The sequence below is a fragment of the Paenibacillus sp. FSL R10-2736 genome (genome assembly GCF_038000245.1).
Classification (GTDB): Bacteria; Bacillota; Bacilli; order Paenibacillales; family Paenibacillaceae; genus Paenibacillus_AQ; species Paenibacillus_AQ phytohabitans.
This window is the reverse complement of record NZ_JBBOBN010000001.1, coordinates 1,088,434-1,109,794: the sequence shown is the minus strand read 5'-3', so window position 1 is coordinate 1,109,794 and position 21,361 is coordinate 1,088,434. Positions and strand designations below refer to the sequence as shown.

Annotated in this window: 19 protein-coding genes; all 19 read right to left on the bottom strand. The window is 42.1% G+C overall.

The window, feature by feature from the left end; all coding sequences use genetic code 11:
• Nucleotides 1–2: 2 nt before the first annotated feature.
• The 19 genes from NSQ73_RS04875 to NSQ73_RS04785 all read right to left on the bottom strand — a co-directional run bounded on the left by NSQ73_RS04875 (nt 3) and on the right by NSQ73_RS04785 (nt 20,709).
• Nucleotides 3–1,148 carry an EpsG family protein gene (locus tag NSQ73_RS04875; protein ID WP_340985571.1) on the bottom strand — a complete coding sequence of 382 codons (1,146 nt, stop codon included), beginning with the start codon at nt 1,146–1,148 and terminating at the stop codon, nt 3–5.
• A 44-nt stretch (nt 1,149–1,192) separates the two neighbouring features.
• Complete coding sequence (locus tag NSQ73_RS04870) at nt 1,193–2,272, bottom strand: glycosyltransferase (protein ID WP_340985570.1); 1,080 nt, start codon at nt 2,270–2,272, stop codon at nt 1,193–1,195.
• 30 nt (nt 2,273–2,302) lie between these two features.
• Nucleotides 2,303–3,475 carry a glycosyltransferase gene (locus NSQ73_RS04865; protein WP_340985568.1) on the bottom strand — a complete coding sequence of 391 codons (1,173 nt, stop codon included), beginning with the start codon at nt 3,473–3,475 and terminating at the stop codon, nt 2,303–2,305.
• A gap of 21 nt (nt 3,476–3,496) precedes the next feature.
• Entirely contained in the window at nt 3,497–4,387 is an 891-nt protein-coding gene (locus tag NSQ73_RS04860; protein WP_340985566.1) for an ATP-grasp fold amidoligase family protein, read from the bottom strand.
• A gap of 7 nt (nt 4,388–4,394) precedes the next feature.
• Entirely contained in the window at nt 4,395–5,489 is a 1,095-nt protein-coding gene (locus tag NSQ73_RS04855; protein WP_340985565.1) for a glycosyltransferase family 4 protein, read from the bottom strand.
• Nucleotides 5,464–6,108: an acetyltransferase gene (locus NSQ73_RS04850; RefSeq protein ID WP_340985564.1), complete on the bottom strand. Its 645-nt coding sequence runs from the start codon at nt 6,106–6,108 to the stop codon at nt 5,464–5,466. The genes NSQ73_RS04855 and NSQ73_RS04850 overlap by 26 nt, the downstream gene beginning before the upstream one ends.
• A complete protein-coding gene (locus NSQ73_RS04845; RefSeq protein WP_340985562.1) occupies nt 6,105–6,749 on the bottom strand; it encodes a sugar transferase in 645 nt (214 codons plus the stop codon). The genes NSQ73_RS04850 and NSQ73_RS04845 overlap by 4 nt, the downstream gene beginning before the upstream one ends.
• 1 nt (nt 6,750) lies before the next feature.
• Nucleotides 6,751–7,863, bottom strand: a complete 1,113-nt coding sequence (locus tag NSQ73_RS04840; RefSeq protein ID WP_340985561.1) for a DegT/DnrJ/EryC1/StrS family aminotransferase — start codon at nt 7,861–7,863, stop codon at nt 6,751–6,753.
• Between the two features lie 222 nt (nt 7,864–8,085).
• On the bottom strand, nt 8,086–9,117 hold the full coding sequence (locus NSQ73_RS04835; RefSeq protein ID WP_340985560.1) for a copper amine oxidase N-terminal domain-containing protein: 1,032 nt from the start codon (nt 9,115–9,117) through the stop codon (nt 8,086–8,088).
• Nucleotides 9,114–9,779, bottom strand: coding sequence for a hypothetical protein (locus NSQ73_RS04830; RefSeq protein ID WP_340985559.1), 666 nt, complete (start codon nt 9,777–9,779; stop codon nt 9,114–9,116). Before NSQ73_RS04830 ends, NSQ73_RS04835 begins: the two co-directional genes overlap by 4 nt.
• A gap of 22 nt (nt 9,780–9,801) precedes the next feature.
• Nucleotides 9,802–11,634 carry a polysaccharide biosynthesis protein gene (locus NSQ73_RS04825; RefSeq protein ID WP_340985558.1) on the bottom strand — a complete coding sequence of 611 codons (1,833 nt, stop codon included), beginning with the start codon at nt 11,632–11,634 and terminating at the stop codon, nt 9,802–9,804.
• A gap of 42 nt (nt 11,635–11,676) precedes the next feature.
• Entirely contained in the window at nt 11,677–12,363 is a 687-nt protein-coding gene (locus NSQ73_RS04820; protein ID WP_340942814.1) for a CpsD/CapB family tyrosine-protein kinase, read from the bottom strand.
• Complete coding sequence (locus tag NSQ73_RS04815; protein WP_039296677.1) at nt 12,344–13,120, bottom strand: YveK family protein; 777 nt, start codon at nt 13,118–13,120, stop codon at nt 12,344–12,346. Before NSQ73_RS04815 ends, NSQ73_RS04820 begins: the two co-directional genes overlap by 20 nt.
• Before the next feature lie 199 nt (nt 13,121–13,319).
• Complete coding sequence (locus tag NSQ73_RS04810) at nt 13,320–15,302, bottom strand: S-layer homology domain-containing protein (protein ID WP_340985556.1); 1,983 nt, start codon at nt 15,300–15,302, stop codon at nt 13,320–13,322.
• Between the two features lie 86 nt (nt 15,303–15,388).
• Nucleotides 15,389–16,171 (bottom strand): tyrosine-protein phosphatase, encoded by a 783-nt coding sequence (locus NSQ73_RS04805; RefSeq protein WP_340985554.1) that lies wholly within the window; start codon nt 16,169–16,171, stop codon nt 15,389–15,391.
• A gap of 100 nt (nt 16,172–16,271) precedes the next feature.
• Nucleotides 16,272–16,859 (bottom strand): non-ribosomal peptide synthetase module, encoded by a 588-nt coding sequence (locus NSQ73_RS04800; protein ID WP_340985552.1) that lies wholly within the window; start codon nt 16,857–16,859, stop codon nt 16,272–16,274.
• A 28-nt stretch (nt 16,860–16,887) separates the two neighbouring features.
• Complete coding sequence (gene yihA, locus NSQ73_RS04795; protein ID WP_039296666.1) at nt 16,888–17,553, bottom strand: ribosome biogenesis GTP-binding protein YihA/YsxC; 666 nt, start codon at nt 17,551–17,553, stop codon at nt 16,888–16,890.
• A gap of 12 nt (nt 17,554–17,565) precedes the next feature.
• Nucleotides 17,566–19,959 carry an endopeptidase La gene (lon, locus tag NSQ73_RS04790; RefSeq protein ID WP_076248593.1) on the bottom strand — a complete coding sequence of 798 codons (2,394 nt, stop codon included), beginning with the start codon at nt 19,957–19,959 and terminating at the stop codon, nt 17,566–17,568.
• Between the two features lie 246 nt (nt 19,960–20,205).
• A complete protein-coding gene (locus NSQ73_RS04785; RefSeq protein WP_340985550.1) occupies nt 20,206–20,709 on the bottom strand; it encodes a hypothetical protein in 504 nt (167 codons plus the stop codon).
• Nucleotides 20,710–21,361: the final 652 nt, after the last annotated feature.

Here is a 21,361-nt window from a genome sequence, read left to right as displayed (position 1 = left end):
TCTTAATTAAACGCACTATGATATGGGAACAAGTATGCCGAATTCACGTACATATAATTTACTATATAATAAACGAAGCATAAAATAACAAAAAAAACAAAAATTAAAAACTTACTTTTTTTTGTTTGAGTATTTCTAATTATCATAGGAAAGAGTATTACAATTGGAATAGCTCCATAATAGTACATCCTCATAATAAAGTACGATATATACCCTGCCAATCTAAAGGGAAGAGTTAAAAATGTGATTCGTTTTAGATACTGATGGTTAGAAGCATCAATATAGCTTTTAAAGAATAGTATTGGAACAAGTATAGGTAAAACATTTAAAGCCAGACCAAGACCAATGTCACTACTAGAATATAAGTTAATGTAAGCACTATATTTATTAGGTATAATATTAGAAGCAATTTTTAAAATAGATTCAAGAAAAAAAGTTGATCCAAATAAAATAAAATAAAATAAATATGTTTTACCTAAGTAATGCTTCGTTCTTTTAAAATCAAAAACCATAAATAAAATCCCAACAAAGGCAGTGAAATGAATCATACCGGCAATGCAAACAATTAAAATATATTTCAGTACTTTTTTTTCCGACAAAAAAAACAATGCATAAAATAATATAGATAAAGCGAGCATTTGTCTCGATTGATTCAATAATTGCATTCCAAAAAAACTATAGTAAACAAACAAAGCAAAGGATATCGATAATTTATCCTTCCATTTATCTAGGGCCAAAGCTAATATAAATAACGTTAAGAATGAAATAATAGTAAAGAACACAGTTGGTGTCCCTTTAAAGACAAGATATATAACATAATGAATTAAGAAAAACAATGGTTTATCTATACCAGTATTTAGAAAACTTATTTTTATAGAGTTTACAACACCCAAATTTATATATGCTGTCCAATTATTTAATGTATCTGCTCCTACATCGTACCTTCTAACTCCTATAATTATTGCAGGCCCCAAAATAACAATCGATAAAAAGAACCATTTAATGATTAATGATTGTTTTCCATGAATTGTATCAAAATTATTAAATATGTACTGATAAAAATGAGCTAGGATTATAGAGATGGCAAAGAAGGTCCAGAATAATAAAGCAGTCCCCCAATTTTGATTTAAAGTTTCAATAAAATTCATATGTTCTGAAGACCACCTTACATAACTTAATCAAAATATTTATCTTATTTAAATTTCCTAATAAAATCAAACCAATGATATCCAATTACGTCAATATCTAAAGTAGCACGTATATTATAAGCATTTCTTCCCAATTCTGCAGCGTAATTTTTGTCACTCAATAATAGGCGAACAGCCTTCTCCAATTCATTTTTGTCTCCCACAGGAACTAATAGACCGTTAAATTCATGTCTAATTAATGAAGCGGGCCCTCCTGAAGGGCAATTAGTTGAGATTACTGGAATGCCAAGAGCCATCGCCTCAATTAAGGCGTTTGGTAAGCCTTCAAAGTTAGATGACATGACAAATAGTTCTGCATCATTTATTTGATTGAGAACATCTTCCTTAACCCCTGCAAGTATTATTTTTTCAGATAAGTTATGGCTGTCAATTATCTTTTGCAGCGAGTTCCGTTCTCTTCCTTCACCGTATATTATCAAAGAATACTCTGGATAATCTTTTGAAATTTTCGCGAATACATTAATTAAAAGTTCATGATTCTTTTGAGGAACCAATCTACCTACTGAAACAATTTTCTTATTTTTATATTCTAAAGATTCTTCAGGAAAAATATTGATATCAATAGGGTTAGAAATCACTACTGACCTTTGTTGAATTTTCTTCGAATATTGGTTTTGAGCTCCCTCAGTCTGGAATATAAAACCTGAAGCGAGTCTCATTAAACTTTTTGATAACAAACCAATGATTTTTCTACCTTTAAAATTTGACGGATCATTTCTTTCAGAAACCAGCAAAGGTATCTTTGTTCCTATTAAAGCTGGTACAACGTACATACATAGTGGCACACCCATTACAAGAACAGCAGTAGGCTTCAACTCAGAAAGAATAACTTTGAGTTTTTTTACCATATGAATCCATTGCCACTTTCCTTTTTCCTCTTCATTTAAAATAATTCGCCGTATTCTAGAATTGATCTGATACTCATTAAAATTAGTGTTGAGTGTTATTATATAAACTTCAACTCCCTTTTTATTAAAATATTCTCCTAATAGAACAGAGACTCTCTCAGCACCACCACGTGCCAATGACCCAATAAATATTGCTATTTTTTCAGCTTCTTCCATTGTGATCCCCTCAAAAAAGGCTATTAGATTTTATTTTGAATCATTTAAAAAATCGTTAAAAAATTTTTTTCTTTTCTCATCAATAGTTGATTTATCATATTTCTTTGCTTTACCATAATTAACTTCTGCTTGATTTTTCATAGCATTCCCATCAAAAGAATTAAGAATGATACATATTTCATCAATATTGCTTGAAGAATTGCTAAAAATAAATTTATCATCTAGCAACTCTGGAATTCCTCCTGTCCTGGCTCCAAAACTAGGCAACCCTCTACTCATCGCTTCAATTAAAGCTCTTGGTAGCCCTTCTTGCCTACTCGGTTGAGCATAAATATCTATTTTATCAAGCCAGTCATTTATCTTTAAATGAGGAATTGCTCCTAGAAACGAGATATTTTCCGTAACATTATTTATCTGGGCTAAATTTTTCAAATACTGTTGATTCCCGTCTCCAACAATTTCATAATAAAAGTTATTTATGCCCTGTTTTTTCAGCTTACCCAGGGCTTCAATTATATATCGTTGTCCCTTATACTTTACATCTACTGCCGCAGCTGTTCCTATCACTATTTTTCCGTGGTTGTTAATTCCTTCAATTTTATCAAGTCTATTTTTAAGGGTACCATCTTCAAACTCAGTCAAAGTAACATTCGAACAATTAATTGATTTCCCCAAAGTAGGATAACGATTTTGCAAAAAAGACTCAGTTACGTACACAACATGGAGTGCTTTTTTAACTTTTGATTTAGTTTGGTATGACATAAGAGGGGCAACCAACTTACCTTTCAAACTGTGATTCCATAAAGAGTCCCATGGACAAGCAACTAATTCGATTAAATATGGTTTGTTCAATTTGATTGCACTGTCCACTGCAAAGTTCCCGTTATGGCTAGGCAAACGAGCTATGACAATACTCGCATCCTTAACTTGGTTATAGATAATATCCTTTAACGCTTTTCTATTGGACATAATTCCTTTTATAGAGGCTATACTGGGAGTCTCGACAACTGTTAAATTATCTAATGTAATTTTTGATAATTTTTTTTCTTCACTAGTAGTTATCTTTTTCGTTCTAATTAGTATCTTAATGTGATTGCTAAGAATTTTATAACGGGAAAACATTTCATCTGTATGAGCTATACCATAATAATTATTATTAATATCTTTTCTTAATGGTCCATCATGACAAAATAGTACACTCATGATATTACTCCTTTATAACATTTAATATCGAATCAGTGGAAAGTTAGCTCCTAATGTAAAATCAAATTCATCAGGAGAGAAATTCACATATCCTGTCCAAGGATAAAAGGTCATCTCTCCAAAATAGACTTTCCCATTAACCCAATATAAGTCAACGCGCACACTAGGAAAATCCTTTGATAATGCACTGGCTATATCGATCATTTCTTGCAATCCCGTGGGTTTATCAATTCCCCCCTCGATATTTCCGCAATCAGTTTTCACATCAATTAAGTTCCAATTAACATCATAAATATTTCTTTTATGCTCAACAAATCTATCGACATCAAAAACTATATAATGAACCTTACCCTTAAAACAAATGAATTTATAGTCATTAATTCCAGAGTATTTATTCTCTAAATCCTCCAAGTATTCTTCAAAAATGACTTTTGGAGTTATATATTTATATGACCATTCACGACCAACAGCAAAATTATCTCTTTTCATCCACTTCTTCAAATCTTTTTTCACATTATCTATATCTATTTCATTTTTGTTTTTGCATATTATATTTGTTCCACTACCATTCGTTGTTTTAATAACAAATTTTTCTGGAAGTTGGTTAATATCAAAATCCGCGTTTATTTCATATACTGCATAGAGTTTTGTTAAAATATCTCCTAATCCTTTAGAATTAATGAAATCCCTAACCTTTAACTTATCGGCACAGGTTGTTAATAATGGATTACGATAATTAATCTTATACCACTGTAATTTTTCAGAGTATCTCATTGGGTTATCAAGATTAAGTTTTCTTCCCAGTTTAATTTTATATTGAAACTTCAACATCCACTTATCCGGTATAACTCTCAAATAATGTAGAATTAAAAACCTAACTTCTTTATTTTTTATTAACCGTTTATAATTCAAGCATCAGTCACCCCAAAATTGATTTAATGTCTTCAAGATACGAATCAACGACCCTCTTTCTGTCAAATTCCAACTCCACCTTTTTTCTTCCTAAAATACCCATTTTTTTCTTGGTACTATGTTCCAAATGATAAAATTTTTCTACTTTTTCAATTAAATCATCACTATTTTTTTGGGCGCAGATATATCCATTTATTCCGTCATCAACTATCTCTTTACACCCCGTTTTATTAGTTGTAATTATTGGCCTGCCACACGCAGCACTTTCTAACAAAACATTTGACATGCCTTCAGGATAATATGAAGGGTGAATTGTACAATGTGAAATCAAATGAAATGGCGTAACATCATTTTGCATGCCATGATAATGAATTATCCCTTCAGATTCCATTTGTCTAAGGTTTTCTTCATAATCTTCTTCACAAAAACCTAAAACATGAAATTCTGTATTCACGTACTTTCTTTTCATATACCTGGAAACATCTAAGAATTGCTCAATCCCTTTTTGCTGCATAACTCTAGATATAAAGAAAAAACGTATAATTCCATCATCAGGATAGTCCAGTAGTCGATAATAATTCAAATTCACACCAGACCCTGGAAGAGATCTATATCTTTGCTTCTCCGATATTCCTGATTCGAGAAAATAATTCATGTCATCCTTATTTTGAAAATAAACTTTATTCACCCTTTTCAATGCACTTTTATATAATGAAGTTGATAGTTTTTTCAGTAAACCTTTATTATCAAACGCAGTCCCTAATCCGGTAATGTTCGAGAGATATGGTATCCGTAGGGTTCTACAAGCTAATCCTCCGTATACATTAGGCTTTATTGTATATGTGAGTACAATATCAGGCTTTACAGATTTCAACATTCTTATATATGTAAGGAACAGTTTAAAGTCGTTAAGTGGGTTTTTCCCTCTTCTAGCCATGGTAGTTTCAATATAAAAACATCCTAATTCTCTCAGCTGATTAATAAAAGTCCCATTAGGTAAGGAAACATATACCACATATTCATTCAAAAGCTCTTCAAGCAATTCCTTCCTAAACTTGTACAAACCTATATCACTGTTACATAGTATTAATATTTTCTTCATTGTTTCGTCTCCTTGCCGGAATGCCCACATATGTACCAGGATGAACGATGTTTTTAACTACTACTGCACCGGCCCCTAACTTACATTGTTTACAAATAAAAATATTATTTATAACTATGCTTCCCACACCCAACCAACTCTGTCTTCCGATTTTTACATTTCCCGCCAAATGAACTCCAGGAGAAATGTGGACATAGTCTTCAATATTATTATCATGATCAATACTACTAGATGTATTAATAATGCAGCCTTTTCCTATTTTTGTAGAACTATTTATAACAACTCCAGCCATAATAACCGATCCATATCCGATTTTGACTTCTGAACCTAAAACAGCATGAGGGTGAATGATTAACGGAATTGAGGCATTTCGACTCTCTAATCTTTTTTGAATTTTTTCTCTAGCATCATTATCTCCAATGGCAATAAAAATATCAAAATCTTTAATATATTCATTTACTCTACTCGTCTTTCCGATTATTTCAAATCCCAAACACTCTTTAAGTAATTCGTTATCATCTAAAAAACAAATAATCTTCCACTTGTTCATTTGCTTTGCGATATCAGCAACCACTTTACCGTGACCGCCTGCACCAATGATAATTAATTTCTCTTTCATAACCTCACGCTCTCTTTGTTAGAACCACCACGATATGGCTCAACAGTTACTGAATCATCAGAATGAATCCCTTCTCTTATAAAAACCTTCTTAATCGTCAAGAAGAAGATTTCCCAATCGCCGACGAAGCTAATTCGATCAACGTAGTCTACATCCAGTTTGAACTTGTCTTCCCAGCTGATTGCGTTACGACCATTTATTTGAGCGTAGCCAGTTAAGCCTGGTCTAACTTCATGTCTACGTTTTTGAAGTTCATCATACAAAGACAAGTATTGAACCAACAAAGGTCTTGGTCCAATTAATGCCATATCTCCACGTACAATGTTCCAAAGCTCTGGAAGTTCATCCAAACTAGTAGACCGAAGGAACTTACCAAATGATGTTAGCCGAATCCTATCAGGAAGTAATTCTCCATTGGAATCACGTTCTTCCGTCATTGTTCTAAACTTATACATTTTAAAAATCTTATCATTAAGACCCGGTCGTTCTTGTTCAAATAATACAGGTCCGCCTAATTTTATTCTCACAAAAAAAGCTATAATTAGCAGTATAGGAATTAGTAAAATAAGAGCAATTGAAGAAAGCAAAAAGTCCTGTGGTCTTTTGATGTATCTTTCGTATACCCCTTTTTTACGAACCATTTTACTTCCACAACCCCTTAATCAAGGTGCAAATTCGCTCCAAATCTTTATCCGTCATTTTAGTGTCAGATGGTAAACAAACACCATTTTCATACAATTGTTCTGAGACAGTTCCTCCAATATAATCATACTCAGCAAAAAAAGGCTGCATATGCATTGGCTTCCATACCGGTCTTGATTCAACATTCACTTGTTCTAGTGCTATCATGACATCTAGTGGTCTTATAGCACCACTTAGTGTAATGCAACTTAGCCAGCAATTAGGTACATTCCAATCATTAATTGGCATAAATGAGAGGCCTTCCAAACAGGAAAGTTCTTTTTTATAGTAACTAAATATGTATCTCTTTTTAGCAACGCGCTGATCCAACACTTTAAGCTGGCCTCTTCCAATACCTGCAGAAATATTACTCATCCGGTAATTGAATCCCAACTCACTGTGCTGATAATGTCTTGCCTTATCTCTCGCCTGAGTCGCCCAAAATCTTGCTTTTGCAATTTGGTCCTCATTCTTAGAAATTAACATACCACCACCAGAAGTAGTGATAATCTTATTACCATTAAATGAAAAAACACCATACTCCCCCAAGGTGCCGGTGTGCGTCCCTTTATAATAAGTTCCTAATGATTCTGCAGCATCCTCTATTATGGGAACGTTAAATCTATAGCATATTTCAATAATTCTATCGATATCAGCTGAGAGGCCATATAAATGTACAACTATAACAGCTTTAACATTTGGATACTTAACAAAGGCCTCTTCCAATGCAACTGGGTCCATATTCCAAGTTTCAATATTACTATCTATAAATACAGGTATAGCATTCTGATAAATGATAGGATTAGCTGTTGCAGAGAAAGTTAGGGACTGACAAAACACAATGTCCCCTGAGTCAACGCCAACTGCTTTAAGCGCTAAATGTATAGCAGCAGTACCAGTTGTAAGTGCAGCTGCTGACTTCGTACCAACTTTAACTGCAAATTCGTTTTCAAACCCAGTAACGTTAGCCCCAAGAGGAGCTACCCAATTGGAGTCAAATGCTTCTTTGATAAATTCCATTTCATAGCCTTCATCACTCATATGCGGTGAAGCTAACCAAATCTTGTCAGCCATTTCTTTGCACTCCCATACTCTATTTTACCTGTTTGTAAATATATGCAAGAGTTGTGATAAACATAAACCCTATTCTATTCAGATTAGTAAAAACACACTCGTTGTCGGGTTAAAACATTGGTATAGTTATAATAGTTTCATCTGATCCTTTAAGGACTAAATTTCATTTGGGTGCACAACCCCAAATGTTATGCACCTTGACAAACAATATTCTATAATCAATTAATTCCCCATAGCTTCTGCAATGCTTTTCCCATCTTCCAAATCTGCTTCAAAGGTCGCTCTATACTCACTAATAATATCCGTTGGATAACCATTCGTAGTCAATTGCTTCTCGACATCAGCAATTATGCTATTAAAGCTAGCGGTGAATGATGCGAGTTGCTGTTTACCTTTTGCTAAGATGCTGGCTTTGGTTTTGTTATCTGTTTCACTTAAATATTGAACCGCAAGACTTGTCAAAGTTGAACGACTTTGCGATTGTAATGCTGTAAGCTTGGCCTGTGCTCTACTAGTAATCTGCTCATACGTAATTGCACCTGCTCCCGCACTCCCACCCCCACTTGTTGCTCCGCCTGTAGGTGCTGGATTAGCTGTTGGAGAAGCAGATGTAACATCTTTAGTATTACCAGCATTACCCCCAACAATATTGCCGGCCTGTTCTTGATAACTTGCTGAAGCAGCTGTAATCGTCTTTGTCTTCTGATCCCAAATAATTTTATTCCCTACGGACTCCGAAAGAAAACGAAGCGGTACATACATTGAACCATTCAGCATATAACTCGCTTGCCCTGTAGGAACAGCCTTAGCTGAACCATTAAAGACATAACTTGCTAATACTTTGTTAAGAGCGATATTTGTGACTGCCGTTGTTTCGCTATTTGCATTTCCAGCATTCATAAGATATTCCTTGATAATCACCAGTTCAGAGCTGGTCGGTTCGGCAACAGTAACTTTTAGATTCTTGGCATCCCATGATACACTCTTCTGCAATGCATATGAAACAAATCGAATTGGTACATAAGTTGTGTTGTTATAAATAAATACATGTTGACCAATTGGAGGCTGAATGCTTACTCCGTCAAATAGCATCTTCACATTCATACTTTGAACTTTGATTGAATCTGAAGCCTTTGCACTTACTGTAGCAGCAGCTGAAGCCGATATAGGAGCGGATGCTGTTAATGGTGCTGTGCCAATTAACGCCGTAGCCAGAAGTGCTACTGCCGGAATCTTTATCTTAAACAAAATCATTCACTTCCTTCTTCTTGTGCATTGATTTGTTCTTCTTCTACAATTACTTGATCACGGGATTTCCCTTGGCTCACACCGTATTTCTTAGCAATCTGTGAAAGTTCGTTATACTGCTCTTCAGATACTTTTCCGAGAATAATACTGCGTGCTTCTCTTTTTTCTTCCTTTGTCAACCCACCCTTGGCTAACTCTTGTAATCTCTTAATATCAGATACACTCAACTGTTGTGCTACTATTGACGCTACATTAGCTTTATCTGTAATCGAAACGTTGTCTTGAACTTCTTTAGTCTTATCCGTTGAGATATGAGCAATCCCATCCACACCCTCTGGTGTTGGAGCAGGAGTAGTTGCTGGCTTTGTGGTACTGACGACAGCCGTTTGTTCTCCGGCATCAGTAGAAGCTGGAGTGCTGTCTGGTGAACTTGTTGATGTTGGATCAATTGAAGCTGCTGGTTCTGCAGACGGATCACTCTCCGCTACTGCTGGCTCAACAACTTGCCCCTGAGGCACATTACCAGTATCATTCGCCTCTACATCAAATCCATCAGCCATAGAATTCATCAGCTTGTCGACAGCATAATTGGCAGCGAATAATCCGCCAACGCCCAACACCACGATTACCGACAGCGTCCAGATCAATACTTTCTTCCATCTTTTCACTTCAGGTACCTCCAAGTTCTAATTAGCTAATCGCCGCCTGAATCACTGGCTGCATCGGCACGATCTGATTAATGACTTCACGAATGGCTTCTCCGTCTTCAGCTATAACACGTTCCAGTCGTTTGAATTCCAGCTCCATTTGACTCTGACTAATGACATTCGGTCTGCCTATGAAAATCCGGTCATGTTGTGTAGAACCCAGATTCTCTTCATCTGTCAACAGTTCTTCATATAACTTCTCGCCTTCACGAATACCTGAGAAGGTGATCTCGATATCCTTATAAGGCTCATAACCAGACAATGTAATTAAGTCCTCAGCTAAGGTTAGAATTTTTACTGGTTCACCCATGTCGAGTACAAACACTTCGCCGCCATTAGCGAAGGAACCCGATTGAATCACCAGTTGCACGGCTTCAGGAATTGTCATGAAGTAGCGGACCATCTCAGGGTGCGTGACGGTAACCGGTCCCCCAGCTGCAATCTGCTGCTTGAATGCAGGTATTACACTGCCTCGACTACCAAGTACGTTGCCGAAACGTACTGCCGAGAATTTGGTTGGACTATTTACGTTAAGACTCTGAACATACATTTCAGCGATCCGCTTCGTTGCACCCATGACACTGGTAGGATTAACCGCCTTGTCCGATGAGATCAGCACAAAACGTTCTGCCCCGTATTTGTCAGCACAGTCTGCCACGTTGCGTGTACCGAAGACATTATTCTTGATCGCCTCAGAAGGGTTGCGCTCCATCAGAGGAACGTGCTTATGTGCTGCCGCATGAAAGACAACCTGCGGCTTGTAGCTCTGGAATATATCCATCAACCTTGCACGGTCTTGAACGTCGGCAATAATTGTAACAATATTCAGATAAGGGAAGCTCTTGCGCAGCTCCATCTCTATGGTATAGATACTGTTCTCCCCATGACCCAGGATCATCAGCTTGTCCGGTGCAAACGGAGAGATCTGGCGGCATAGCTCTGATCCGATTGAACCGCCTGCTCCAGTAACGAGTACTGTCTTGTTATGAACATAACCCAGGATACTGTTCATGTCGGCAACAATAGGCTCACGGCCCAACAGATCTTCAACACTGACATCCCGCAGCTTCTTGACAGAGATTTTGCCTGCAATCAGGTCATTGAGTGCAGGTATAATCTTCAGCTTCGCGCCTGTAGCCTTAGCCAGATTAATGATCTCGGATATTTCTGTTCTGGAGACGGAAGGCATCGCAATAATAATCTCATGAATCTCCCGTTCCTTCACGATCCGTGGAATATCATAGCGGTTACCGAGTACAGGAACACCCAATATGGACATGTGATATTTATCCGAGCTGTCATCAATGAACCCGACCAGCCGTGTATCCGCGAATGAAGGACCCATCAACTCTCTGGCAATTAATATTCCGCAATCTCCGGCTCCAACAATTAGGGTATGAACCTCCGTATCCTTATTGTTAAACCGGTCATTGCGGAACACTCTCCAGAAGAATCGGGCACCCCCTACCAGCAGCAGAATCGTCTCCATCGACCGAACTTCTATACTGAGCGGCACACGCTGCGGCAGGATAACAAAAGCTACTGCGTATGAGAGTATGGCTCCTACTACAATAGCCTTGAGAACGGATATAATCTCGCCTATGCTGGCATACTGCCACATTCTACGGTACAGCCCGAAATAGACCAGGCTTCCTCCGATAGCGACCGTTGAGATCAGCCCGTACACCACCATCTGCACAACATATTCCTGAGGGATATGGTTATAGAAACGGAACAGGTAGGAAGTCACGATACTGAACCAAATAATCGCAATATCGATCAAAAACAGTACCAATACTCTGGTTTTCGCTGTCATTTTTAGTGCCTCCAAAAATAACAATTTTCTTCAATAGGAAACTTAATTGCCATAATAGTAATAATAATAGCCTTCACTGGCTTTACGCTTAACATTGTTCAGTACTACGCCCAGCATTCTTGCTCCTACCCGGTCCAGACCTGCCTTAGCCTTAGCGGCAATATCACGCTTCACCTTACCGTAACTCACGACCATAATGACACCATCGCTCTTGGAGGCCACAATCTGCGCATCTGTAACTGCCAGTAATGGCGGTGTATCGATTAAAACAACATCGTATAACTGGCGCAGCTCTTGCAGGACAGCACTCATTCGGTTGGAAGCCATCATCTCTGCCGGATTTGGAGGGATAGGACCAGAAGTCATTAAAGAAAGGTTGTTCACTCCTGATTCTTGAATCACCTCAGACAAATCTGCCTGCTGAGATAATAATGAAGACAGGCCATAACGATTACTAAGAGAAAAGGTTTTGTGTGCAGTAGGTTTGCGCAAGTCACCATCGATGAGAAGCACCTTCTTATCCGCTTGAGCATAAGCAGCGGCAAGGTTAGCTGTCACTGTAGACTTTCCTTCCTCCGGCCCGGAAGAAGTGACCATAATAATCTGAATCCGTTCATCTACCGAAGAGAAATCAATGTTCGTGCGCAGTGCCCGAAAGGCTTCAGATACAGGTGAGCGCGGGTTCGTCACGGTAATCAGATGGCGTTGTTTATTTGGCTGCTGTGACATGTTCAAGTTCCCCCGCCTTTCTGGTCTGCGTCTGTACTTGCTGTTCTGTAGTCTTTGTTTCTTCTTGTCCAAGCCGTGTAATCATGGCGATCGTTGGCAGTCCAAGGTATTTCTTAATATCATCTTCTGTCTTGAGCGTATCATCCAGGTATTCCAGCAAGAAGGCAATTCCCAGACCAATCATCAAGGATACAATGAAGGCAATCGCGAGGTTCATCACCACATTCGGCTCTACCGGTCCTGGTGCTACAGGTGGATTAAGCTTGGCTTCATTGAGGATAGATACATTCTGCACGTTGAATAGGCTCGGAATCTCCTGCTTGAACACAAGTGATATGGCATTCACGATTTCTGCGGCTCTCTGATATGAATTATCTCGAACGACAAGTGTCATCACCTGCGTATTGTTTACGGAACTAACATTAACCTTCTTCAGCATCTCCTCCGCAGTAATAGCGAATTGCGGATAGTTCTTAGCCACAACATCGAGGATTGCCGGTGTCTTAATAATTTCCTTGTACGTATTAATAAGCTGAATATTCGTATTAATCTGGTTAAGATCCAGCTGTCCTACTGTAGATTGAGTAGGTGTCTGATTAACAATAATCTTCGTTGAAGCCTCATACACCGGATTCTTGATGTATAAGCTATAGACCCCGGCAAGAACACATGCCACGATAACAATGCTGACAATCATCCACAGTCTCTTCCTGACAATCTGGAAATAATCGCGCAGATCCAATTCTTGTGCTGACAAGTGAATTTCCCTCCAAGCTGTTTCTGTAATATTTCATCTAAGCAAGCAGAAACGCCTGTGACGTCCATTTATAGGACGGCACCGTTTCAGCGAGAAATAGAAGGATAATTTATAGCGTAGAGCATATAAATTCTTATATTTCTAAAAAAGTGCCTCCTCTCTAACAGACGAGAGGAGGCTCTCCATACTTACTATTTACTTACTTGAAGTTAATTGTACGGTAGATAATAACTGCAGCTTCTGCACGGGTAGCAGTGTTGTTAGGATTGAACTTGCCGGCGTTGCCGATAACCAGGTTATTGCTGGCAGCGAAGGCAACTCCGTCTCTCAGTGATGCACTAATCTTAGCAGCATCGGAGAATTGGCCCAATGCAGTTGTACTAGTAGTGGCAGCAGGGTTAACCGACTTAACCGCACGGGAGATCATAGTCGCCATTTCTGCACGGGTAATGGTTGCATTAGGATCGAACTCAGCAGCGCTGCGTCCGGTAATGATACCCTTCTCAGCAGCTACAGCTACATATGGAGCATACCAGGAAGTAGAGCTTACATCATTGAAGTTCTGCTTAGCGGAGTTGTTCTCCAGGTTCAATGCACGAATCAGCATCTTGGCGAATTCAGCACGGGTCACATTGCTCTTCGGAGCAAAGTTGCCGTTACCCACGCCTTCAATTGCGCCCTTGGCAGCTACAACGGCGATTTGTCTTCCCGCCCAAGCCTGTACACTTGCAATGTCTTTGAAGCTTACTTTGTTCTCCACTACAGCGTAGGAAGAGAACGTGTCACGTGGTTCAGTGATATATTCACCGTCTACAACACCACCCTGGAATTGAAGAGCACTGTATACAATCTTCGTAACGGAGAGTAACTCTTTATCCAATCCTTCTGTATTCTTAAGCGGCAGTTTAATAATGATTGGCTGTTGGAAGGTTGTCGTTGCAACGCCGCCTACAGTCAGATCAAATTCATACACGCTGGATGCCAGTTTCAGGCTGGAAATCGAAGTCACTGTAGAATCAGCAATTGTCGATGCTGTAAGTGTAACAGCTTCACTGAATTGGCCTACCGGAATCGTTACGGTCAAGCCGTTGAAGGTAATCGCAATGTTGGCAATACCTTTAGCCTTAGCAGCTTCGATGATTGCTTTGGACAATGGAACTTCCACTGTTGCAGCATTCACTGTACCCAGGTTCAGGGTAAGGGTAAGACCAGTCTTAACTGTGCTTGAAGCAACGAGTGCATCAAATGCCTTCAATACATCTGCATCCACCAGTTTCAAGGTAGCTTTATCTCCAACAATTGTTACCAGCTTGGATACATCATAGATTCCATCTGCCGTAACTACTGGTGTTGTTGTTGTTGTCGTTGTACTACCCGGGTTAGTACCAGGACCAGGATTTGGAGTTGGAACATAACCCAATCCGAAAGCCTTGATATAAGCAAGAGCCAGAGCAGTTGCCGAGGCCTTATCCGTAGTCAATTCAGCACGTAGTGAATTCAGCGCTTGCTTAACAGAAGCAGTATCAATGTGCAGGTTATTCAATACAGTGCTTACGGTATAAGCATTCGTTCCTGCAGTCTTACCAAGAACAATCTCAATGGCATCGTCAATTAGATCTTGCTGTGCAGTTGCACTAGTGGCAATCGTCACCAGTTCAGTTGTTGTCTTGGTACTAACAAGGGCACGCAGTGAATCTTCCACACCAAACACGAAAGTAATCACATCGTCCACTGTAAGGTCAGCAACTCCAGCATCTGCGGCAATGCCCTTCAACAGATCGATATAGGTCTGGTTGTTAGCAATCTCTGCAACTGCAGAATAATCAACAGTATAGTAGACATTCGCTACTGCATGGAACAAATTATACAATTCTGTCCGGTCTACATCGGTAGCAAGCTTACTCAATACAGGTGCAAAAATCTCCTCAAACTTAGCCTGGTCAATCTTGCTGTTCACTTCATCACGTGTTGCACGCAGTGCCGCTCTGCCGTCTGTACCAAGTGCTGTATACAAATCATTAATCTTCTGTTTCACAGTCGCACGATCTGCCGCACTATCTGCGGAAGCCGTACCCACGAAATGCCCAGCAAGCCCCTTGCTGCTGAACGGGAATCCGGCAACGGATGCCGCCGCCATACTTACTGCTAGTGTAGATACTGCCAATTTTTTCTTTAAAGTCACTTGTCATCCACCTCATTGTATGTATTTTTATAAATAATATAGCAATAACCCAGTAATACCCATTCTACCATTAAACAATTGGAAGGTCACCCTTTACGAGAAAAAAATCCGAACAATCTATGAAGTTTGCTGTTGGATTGAACAGGATTAACTCGAATAATCTCCTCATTAGCAGCAATTCTACGCGCATTGTGTAGAAAAAAGTCGAATGTCTCATTTCCCAAATGTTTCTTCACGACTTCGTAAGCCTCGCTTAAACCAAACGGACGATTACTAGAATCATGTGCATCTGATGCAATCACATGTATAGTCCCCCGCCGGCACAAGTCGATCGACAGCTTCTGCAGCTTACTCCCGAAGGTCCCGGCAAGACTCTGTGCCGTCAGCTGTCCAAGCGCTCCCAGTTCGGTTAGCCGCTCCAGCTTGGACGGATTCTCGGCGACTTCGGCATTACGCTCCGGATGGGCAATTACCGGAACATAGCCCTGAATGATCAGCTCATGGCAGGTCTCCTCCATGTTGCGGGGCACACGCGAGGAGGGCATCTCCAGCAGGATGTACCTGGAGCCGGCAAGCGTCAGCAGTTGTCCCTTCTCCAGATCATCCAGCAGATCGCCGTAGATACGAATCTCCTGGCCCGGCAGCACCTGAAGGGGATTGCCCGCTTCTTGGAGCTTCTCATTCAGCAGCCGCACAGCTGCTTCTATATCTGGAGCCGGATTCATATAAACTCCGTTAGCATGGTGCGGGGTGGCAATTACAGTTGTAATACCATCGTTATTGGCGTCTTGCGCCATGGCGAGAGCGGCGTCAACATCAGCGGCTCCGTCATCCATGAAGGGTAGAATGTGGCTATGGATATCTATCATATGTCTTTTATCGGTCCTTTTCGAGAGGATATGTATAGATTTCGCAAAAAAATACAACCATTTCACTAGGAAATGATTGCTAAATTTTAAATTAATCTTCTTAAGCTTCTAACTGAAACAGCCTGTAAGCTGCCAGCGCAAGCTGTTCGTCTACTTCACGGATGTCCGCTTCATGCTGACAAGTATTGCGGAGATCCAGCAGGCTGTTAATCTTCCGGCGCTCCTGCTCTATCTCCTGCTCTACCGTCTGCAGCTTGTAAATAGACATCATCTCTACTAATGAATATTTATGCTGATAGATCAGCTTGGTGCCGCCGGGTCTCACTTCCGAGATCCGGCGCACCGAGCCACCCTCATAGTAATACATCATGGTTAATTCCTTATAAATCCGGTTCACGGTTCCCGTGCCCTTATACATGAAGAAGAGCTTACGGACCGCATTGATCAGATGAGGATTCACTACCCTGCAGGACAAGGAACCAATATAGATGCCGCCTTTGCGTTCAAAAGACAGATGTACCTCCTCGCCCCCGGCCTCTTCCAGCACAATCTCCTGTTCACCTGCGCCAAGAATCTTCACGCGGTGGCTGATATAGCTGGTATCGGCGGTAAGCAGAAACTGGTTCAGCTGAAATTCGGTCATTTGCATTGTTGCATTCACATATTCCATAGCCAGACGCTGAGCCATAACCATCCCTCAATTCTATGACAAACCCTTAAGTCTCAGAAGAGTCTTCGTGCTGTGGTTCATCCCCGGAATCCTGATCGTCCGGTTCTGCCGGAGGTTCTTCTTCGGTAGGAAGAGTATGTCTATCGATAAGTTCCCATAGTTCGTCTTTGCCAAGTCCAATCTCTGAAGAATAGGCAATGAAGTTATCACCCGGCAGCACACCGAGCTCCTGCTTCATCACTTTGATATGCTTCGGCCAGCGGGTCTTCGGAATCTTATCCGCCTTGGTTGCCACTACACAGAGCGGCAGATCATAGTGCTTCAGCCAGTCGAACATCATCTTGTCATTGCCGGTTGGCGGATGACGAAGGTCTACAACGAGCAGGACCATCTTCAGCGTTTCGCGCTCGGACATGTATTTCTCAACCATTTTGCCCCAGGAGGCGCGCTGTGTCTTGGAGACCTTGGCGTAGCCGTAACCCGGAAAGTCGACGAAATACATGCTTTCATTAATACGATAATAGTTCATATGCTGTGTCTTACCCGGTGTAGAACTGGTGCGGGCGAGATTCTTGCGGTTAATCATGCGGTTAATCAGAGAGGACTTCCCTACATTGGAGCGCCCTGCCAGAGCAATCTCCGGCAAGGCATCCTCAGGGTACTGATCAGGGCCCACGGCACTGATCACAAATTCGGCATTGTTAACTTTCATAGGACTTCCTTTCTAATGCACACTACTTGGCGCTTCAATACTTATTTCTGTATCCGTATCTGTGTCTCTGCCGCTGACGGCCTCATGATCCACAAGTGCATGCTTCAGCACCTGATCCATATGGGCTACCGGCACAAACTCCACATCGTTCAGGACACTCTCGGGAATATCCTTAAGGTCACGCTCGTTGTCCTTAGGGATGAGGATCTTCTTGTATCCTGCACGGTGGGCAGCCAGCGATTTCTCCTTGAGGCCCCCGATCGGCAGCACACGCCCGCGCAGCGTAATCTCGCCGGTCATCGCCACAGTCTTCGAGACATAACGTTTCGTCAGGGCGGAGATCAGGGCTGTTGCAATCGTAATCCCTGCAGACGGACCGTCTTTCGGGATCGCACCTTCGGGAATGTGGATATGAATATCGTTCTTCTCATGGAAATCCGGCGCCAGTCCCAGCTCCTCCGCCTTAGAGCGGGTATAGCTGAAGGCGGCCTGCGCCGACTCCTTCATCACATCACCCAGCTGTCCGGTCAGCGTCAGCTTGCCCGTACCCTGTACAACCGTTACTTCGATCAGCAGCGTATCGCCGCCAACCTCGGTCCAGGCCAGCCCGGTTACGGTGCCAATCTGATCCTCCAGCTCCGCCATTCCATAGCGGTACTTCGAGGCGCCCAGATAATCCTTGATCTCTTCCGGAAGAATGCTTACGCGTTCCTTCTCTTCTGAGACAATCTGCTTGGCGGCTTTGCGGCATAGAGCAGCAATCTGCTGCTCCAGGTTCCGCACCCCGGATTCCCGGGTGTACTCGCGCACAATCTTCAGCAGCGTATCGTCCTCAATGGACAGCTGTTCCTCTTCCAGCCCATGATTCTTGCGCTGCTTCGGCAGCAGATAACGGCTGGCAATCTGCAGCTTCTCAAGCTCCGTATATCCCGGAATGAACAGCATCTCCATCCGGTCCAGTAACGGACGCGGAATATTATGCACGGCATTCGCTGTCGTTACGAACATGACGTTCGAGAGATCGAACGGCAGCTCTACGAAGTGATCGCTGAACGTATTGTTCTGTTCAGGGTCAAGCACCTCCAGCAGAGCCGCCGACGGATCGCCGCGGAAATCCGCTGCCATCTTGTCGATCTCATCCAGCAGGAAGACCGGGTTGATACTGCCCGCAGTCTTCATTCCCTGGATAATACGCCCCGGCATAGCACCGACATAGGTACGGCGGTGACCACGAATCTCCGCTTCATCCCGCACGCCGCCCAGCGAGATGCGGACGAACTTACGGTTCAGCGAGCGGGCGATGGAGCGGGCGAGCGAGGTTTTACCAACACCCGGAGGACCTACCAGACACAGAATCGGCCCCTTTAGACTCTTGACCAGCTTCTGTACCGCCAGATATTCCAGTACGCGTTCCTTCGGCTTCTCCAGACCATAGTGGTCTGCATCCAGCACCTGCTCCGCCTTCTTGATATCCAGATCATCTTCAGTTGCTTCGCTCCACGGCAGACCCAGCAGCCAATCCACATAGTTGCGGATGACGCTGCCTTCGGCCGAGCTTGCCGGCATTTTCTCCAGACGGTCGATTTCCTTCTCGATCTTCTCCTGCACACGCTCCGGCAGATTCTTCTCTTCCATCTGGGCGCGCAGCTCATCCGCTTCGCCTGCCCGGCCTTCCTTCTCGCCAAGCTCCTTCTGGATCGCTTTCATCTGTTCGCGCAGGTAATACTCCTTCTGTGTCTTCTCCATCTGCTTCTTCACGCGCTGGCTGATCTTGCGTTCCAGCTCCAGCACTTCACGCTCATTATTGAGGATATCGAGCAGCTTCTCCAGACGTTTGCTGACGTCAATGGTCTCCAGAATCTCCTGCTTCTCCTTAATCTTCAGCGCCAAATGACTGGTGATCACGTCGGCCAGCCGGCCCGGCTCTTCAATATCGGAGACAGCGGCCAGCGTCTCGGGAGTAACCTTCTTGGACAAGGTGATGTAGTGTTCGAACTGGCTCAGTACGGTACGCATCAGGGCATCGCTCTCCTGATCGACATCCTCCTGCTCCGGCAGCTCACGCGCCATTACCTCATAATACTCCTCGTTATCCGTATAATGAATAATCTCGGCACGCTCTACGCCCTCCACCAGCACTCGGATCGTGCCGTTGGGAAGCTTCAGCATCTGCCGCACATTCGCAACTGTACCCACCCGGAAAATATCTTCTTGTCCCGGTTCCTCTATATTCACTTCCGACTGGGAGCAGAGGAGAATCAGGTTATCTTCAACCATAGCTTTTTCCAGTGCCCGGACTGACTTCTCGCGGCCTACATCTAAATGCAGAACCATGCTGGGATATACAAGAAGACCTCTAAGCGGTAATAAAGGAAAACGACGACCTTTCGATTTGCTTTGTATCATCGCTTTCGCACCTCCCATGGTTCATAAGTAGTGTCATATGCATTCATTCTAACAAAAGCGGCATGAAAACACCAACAAGCCTTGTGCCGCGGCAAATGCTGTGGCGCAGCCGTCTTTTAGTATTCGCTGAACTTAAGTGTACTATGCCGTTACCTTTACTTAAAGGGTGCCTGATCCATTAAAAGAAAAGAACGCCCGTCACGGACGTTCCCCGAATGTATTGTTATTTTGGACGATTAGCCCTGATTACGCATTTACACTTTGTGCCTTACGGTCCTGCCTTGCATGCAACGTCTTCATTGCCAATCTTGCGATCGGCTGCGCAACCAGCAGTTCAATCCAGAAGGCTATTCCAAAGTTCCTTGGCCAGATATGAAGGAAGTTTCTGACGGGCTCCAGACTTACATGTCCCGTTCCAACCCATGTACCGATAATCGACAGTGAAACCGATAATACTGTAACATTCAATAAAATATTCAATAGAACCCTGGCATTAAATCCGTCGGTTTGGCCTGTGAATTTCGGCAGCACTTTGCGGACAATAGGTCCGGCCACCAGCCGTACCAGCAGAACTACGATTACCCACATGAATGGAAGTATCTTCAGTGTATCCAGATATACTTCCTTGCTGAATCCGAGTTCCAACCCTACGATAAGAGGAGCAATGGTATTGACTGAAATGATTGAAACAATCAACAAAAATAATAAACCTTCTTTGGCGTTTCTGGGCAGTCTTGTTTCTCCGTGCATGTACGTCATCTCCATAAAAAATAGTATTTCAGATGGCAGACGTATCCTGAGACATATATTTTTAGTCTATCAAAGACTAATATCTCCACACACTGATCTATTCATTATACCATTTCGGGAGGAGGAATGTCAGCACTTCTTCTCAAGAACTTGATCTCTTTACCAAGTGGAGACGGCCCGCAAAGTCGTGTTTTAGCTTGGACGGTGAATCAAGTACTTTACGGGGGGGACCCCCGAGAGCTACATTCCGCGGACAAAAGGGGAGGATGCCGCGGGGATACGGACTGATGCCAAAACAAGTGGATAAAGGTATCTTAATTTGTTGATTTCGGCGGATCGGGAGCAAGCAAGTGGAAAAACTACATTTAATTCGGGTGATTTAGCTAGTTTGAGTGAAAGGCGATAATTTAAGTGCTGTTTATCCAACTGCTGTTCTCGCCGGGTTCATTCGTTCCTCAGCAAGTGTAGAAAATCCATCTATTTCCGGTCTAGCTGCATCCGATCTGTTAGCCCCGTGCCAAGTCCCTCTTTCGCTAAAAAAGCGGCCTTACGGTCCGTAAGGCTCAGGAATCATTACATAACGAACAAGCTGAAACAGCTCCTCCATTCTCCAAAGGACGGTACCGTTCCGGCAAATTTCGCAAAAAAAGGT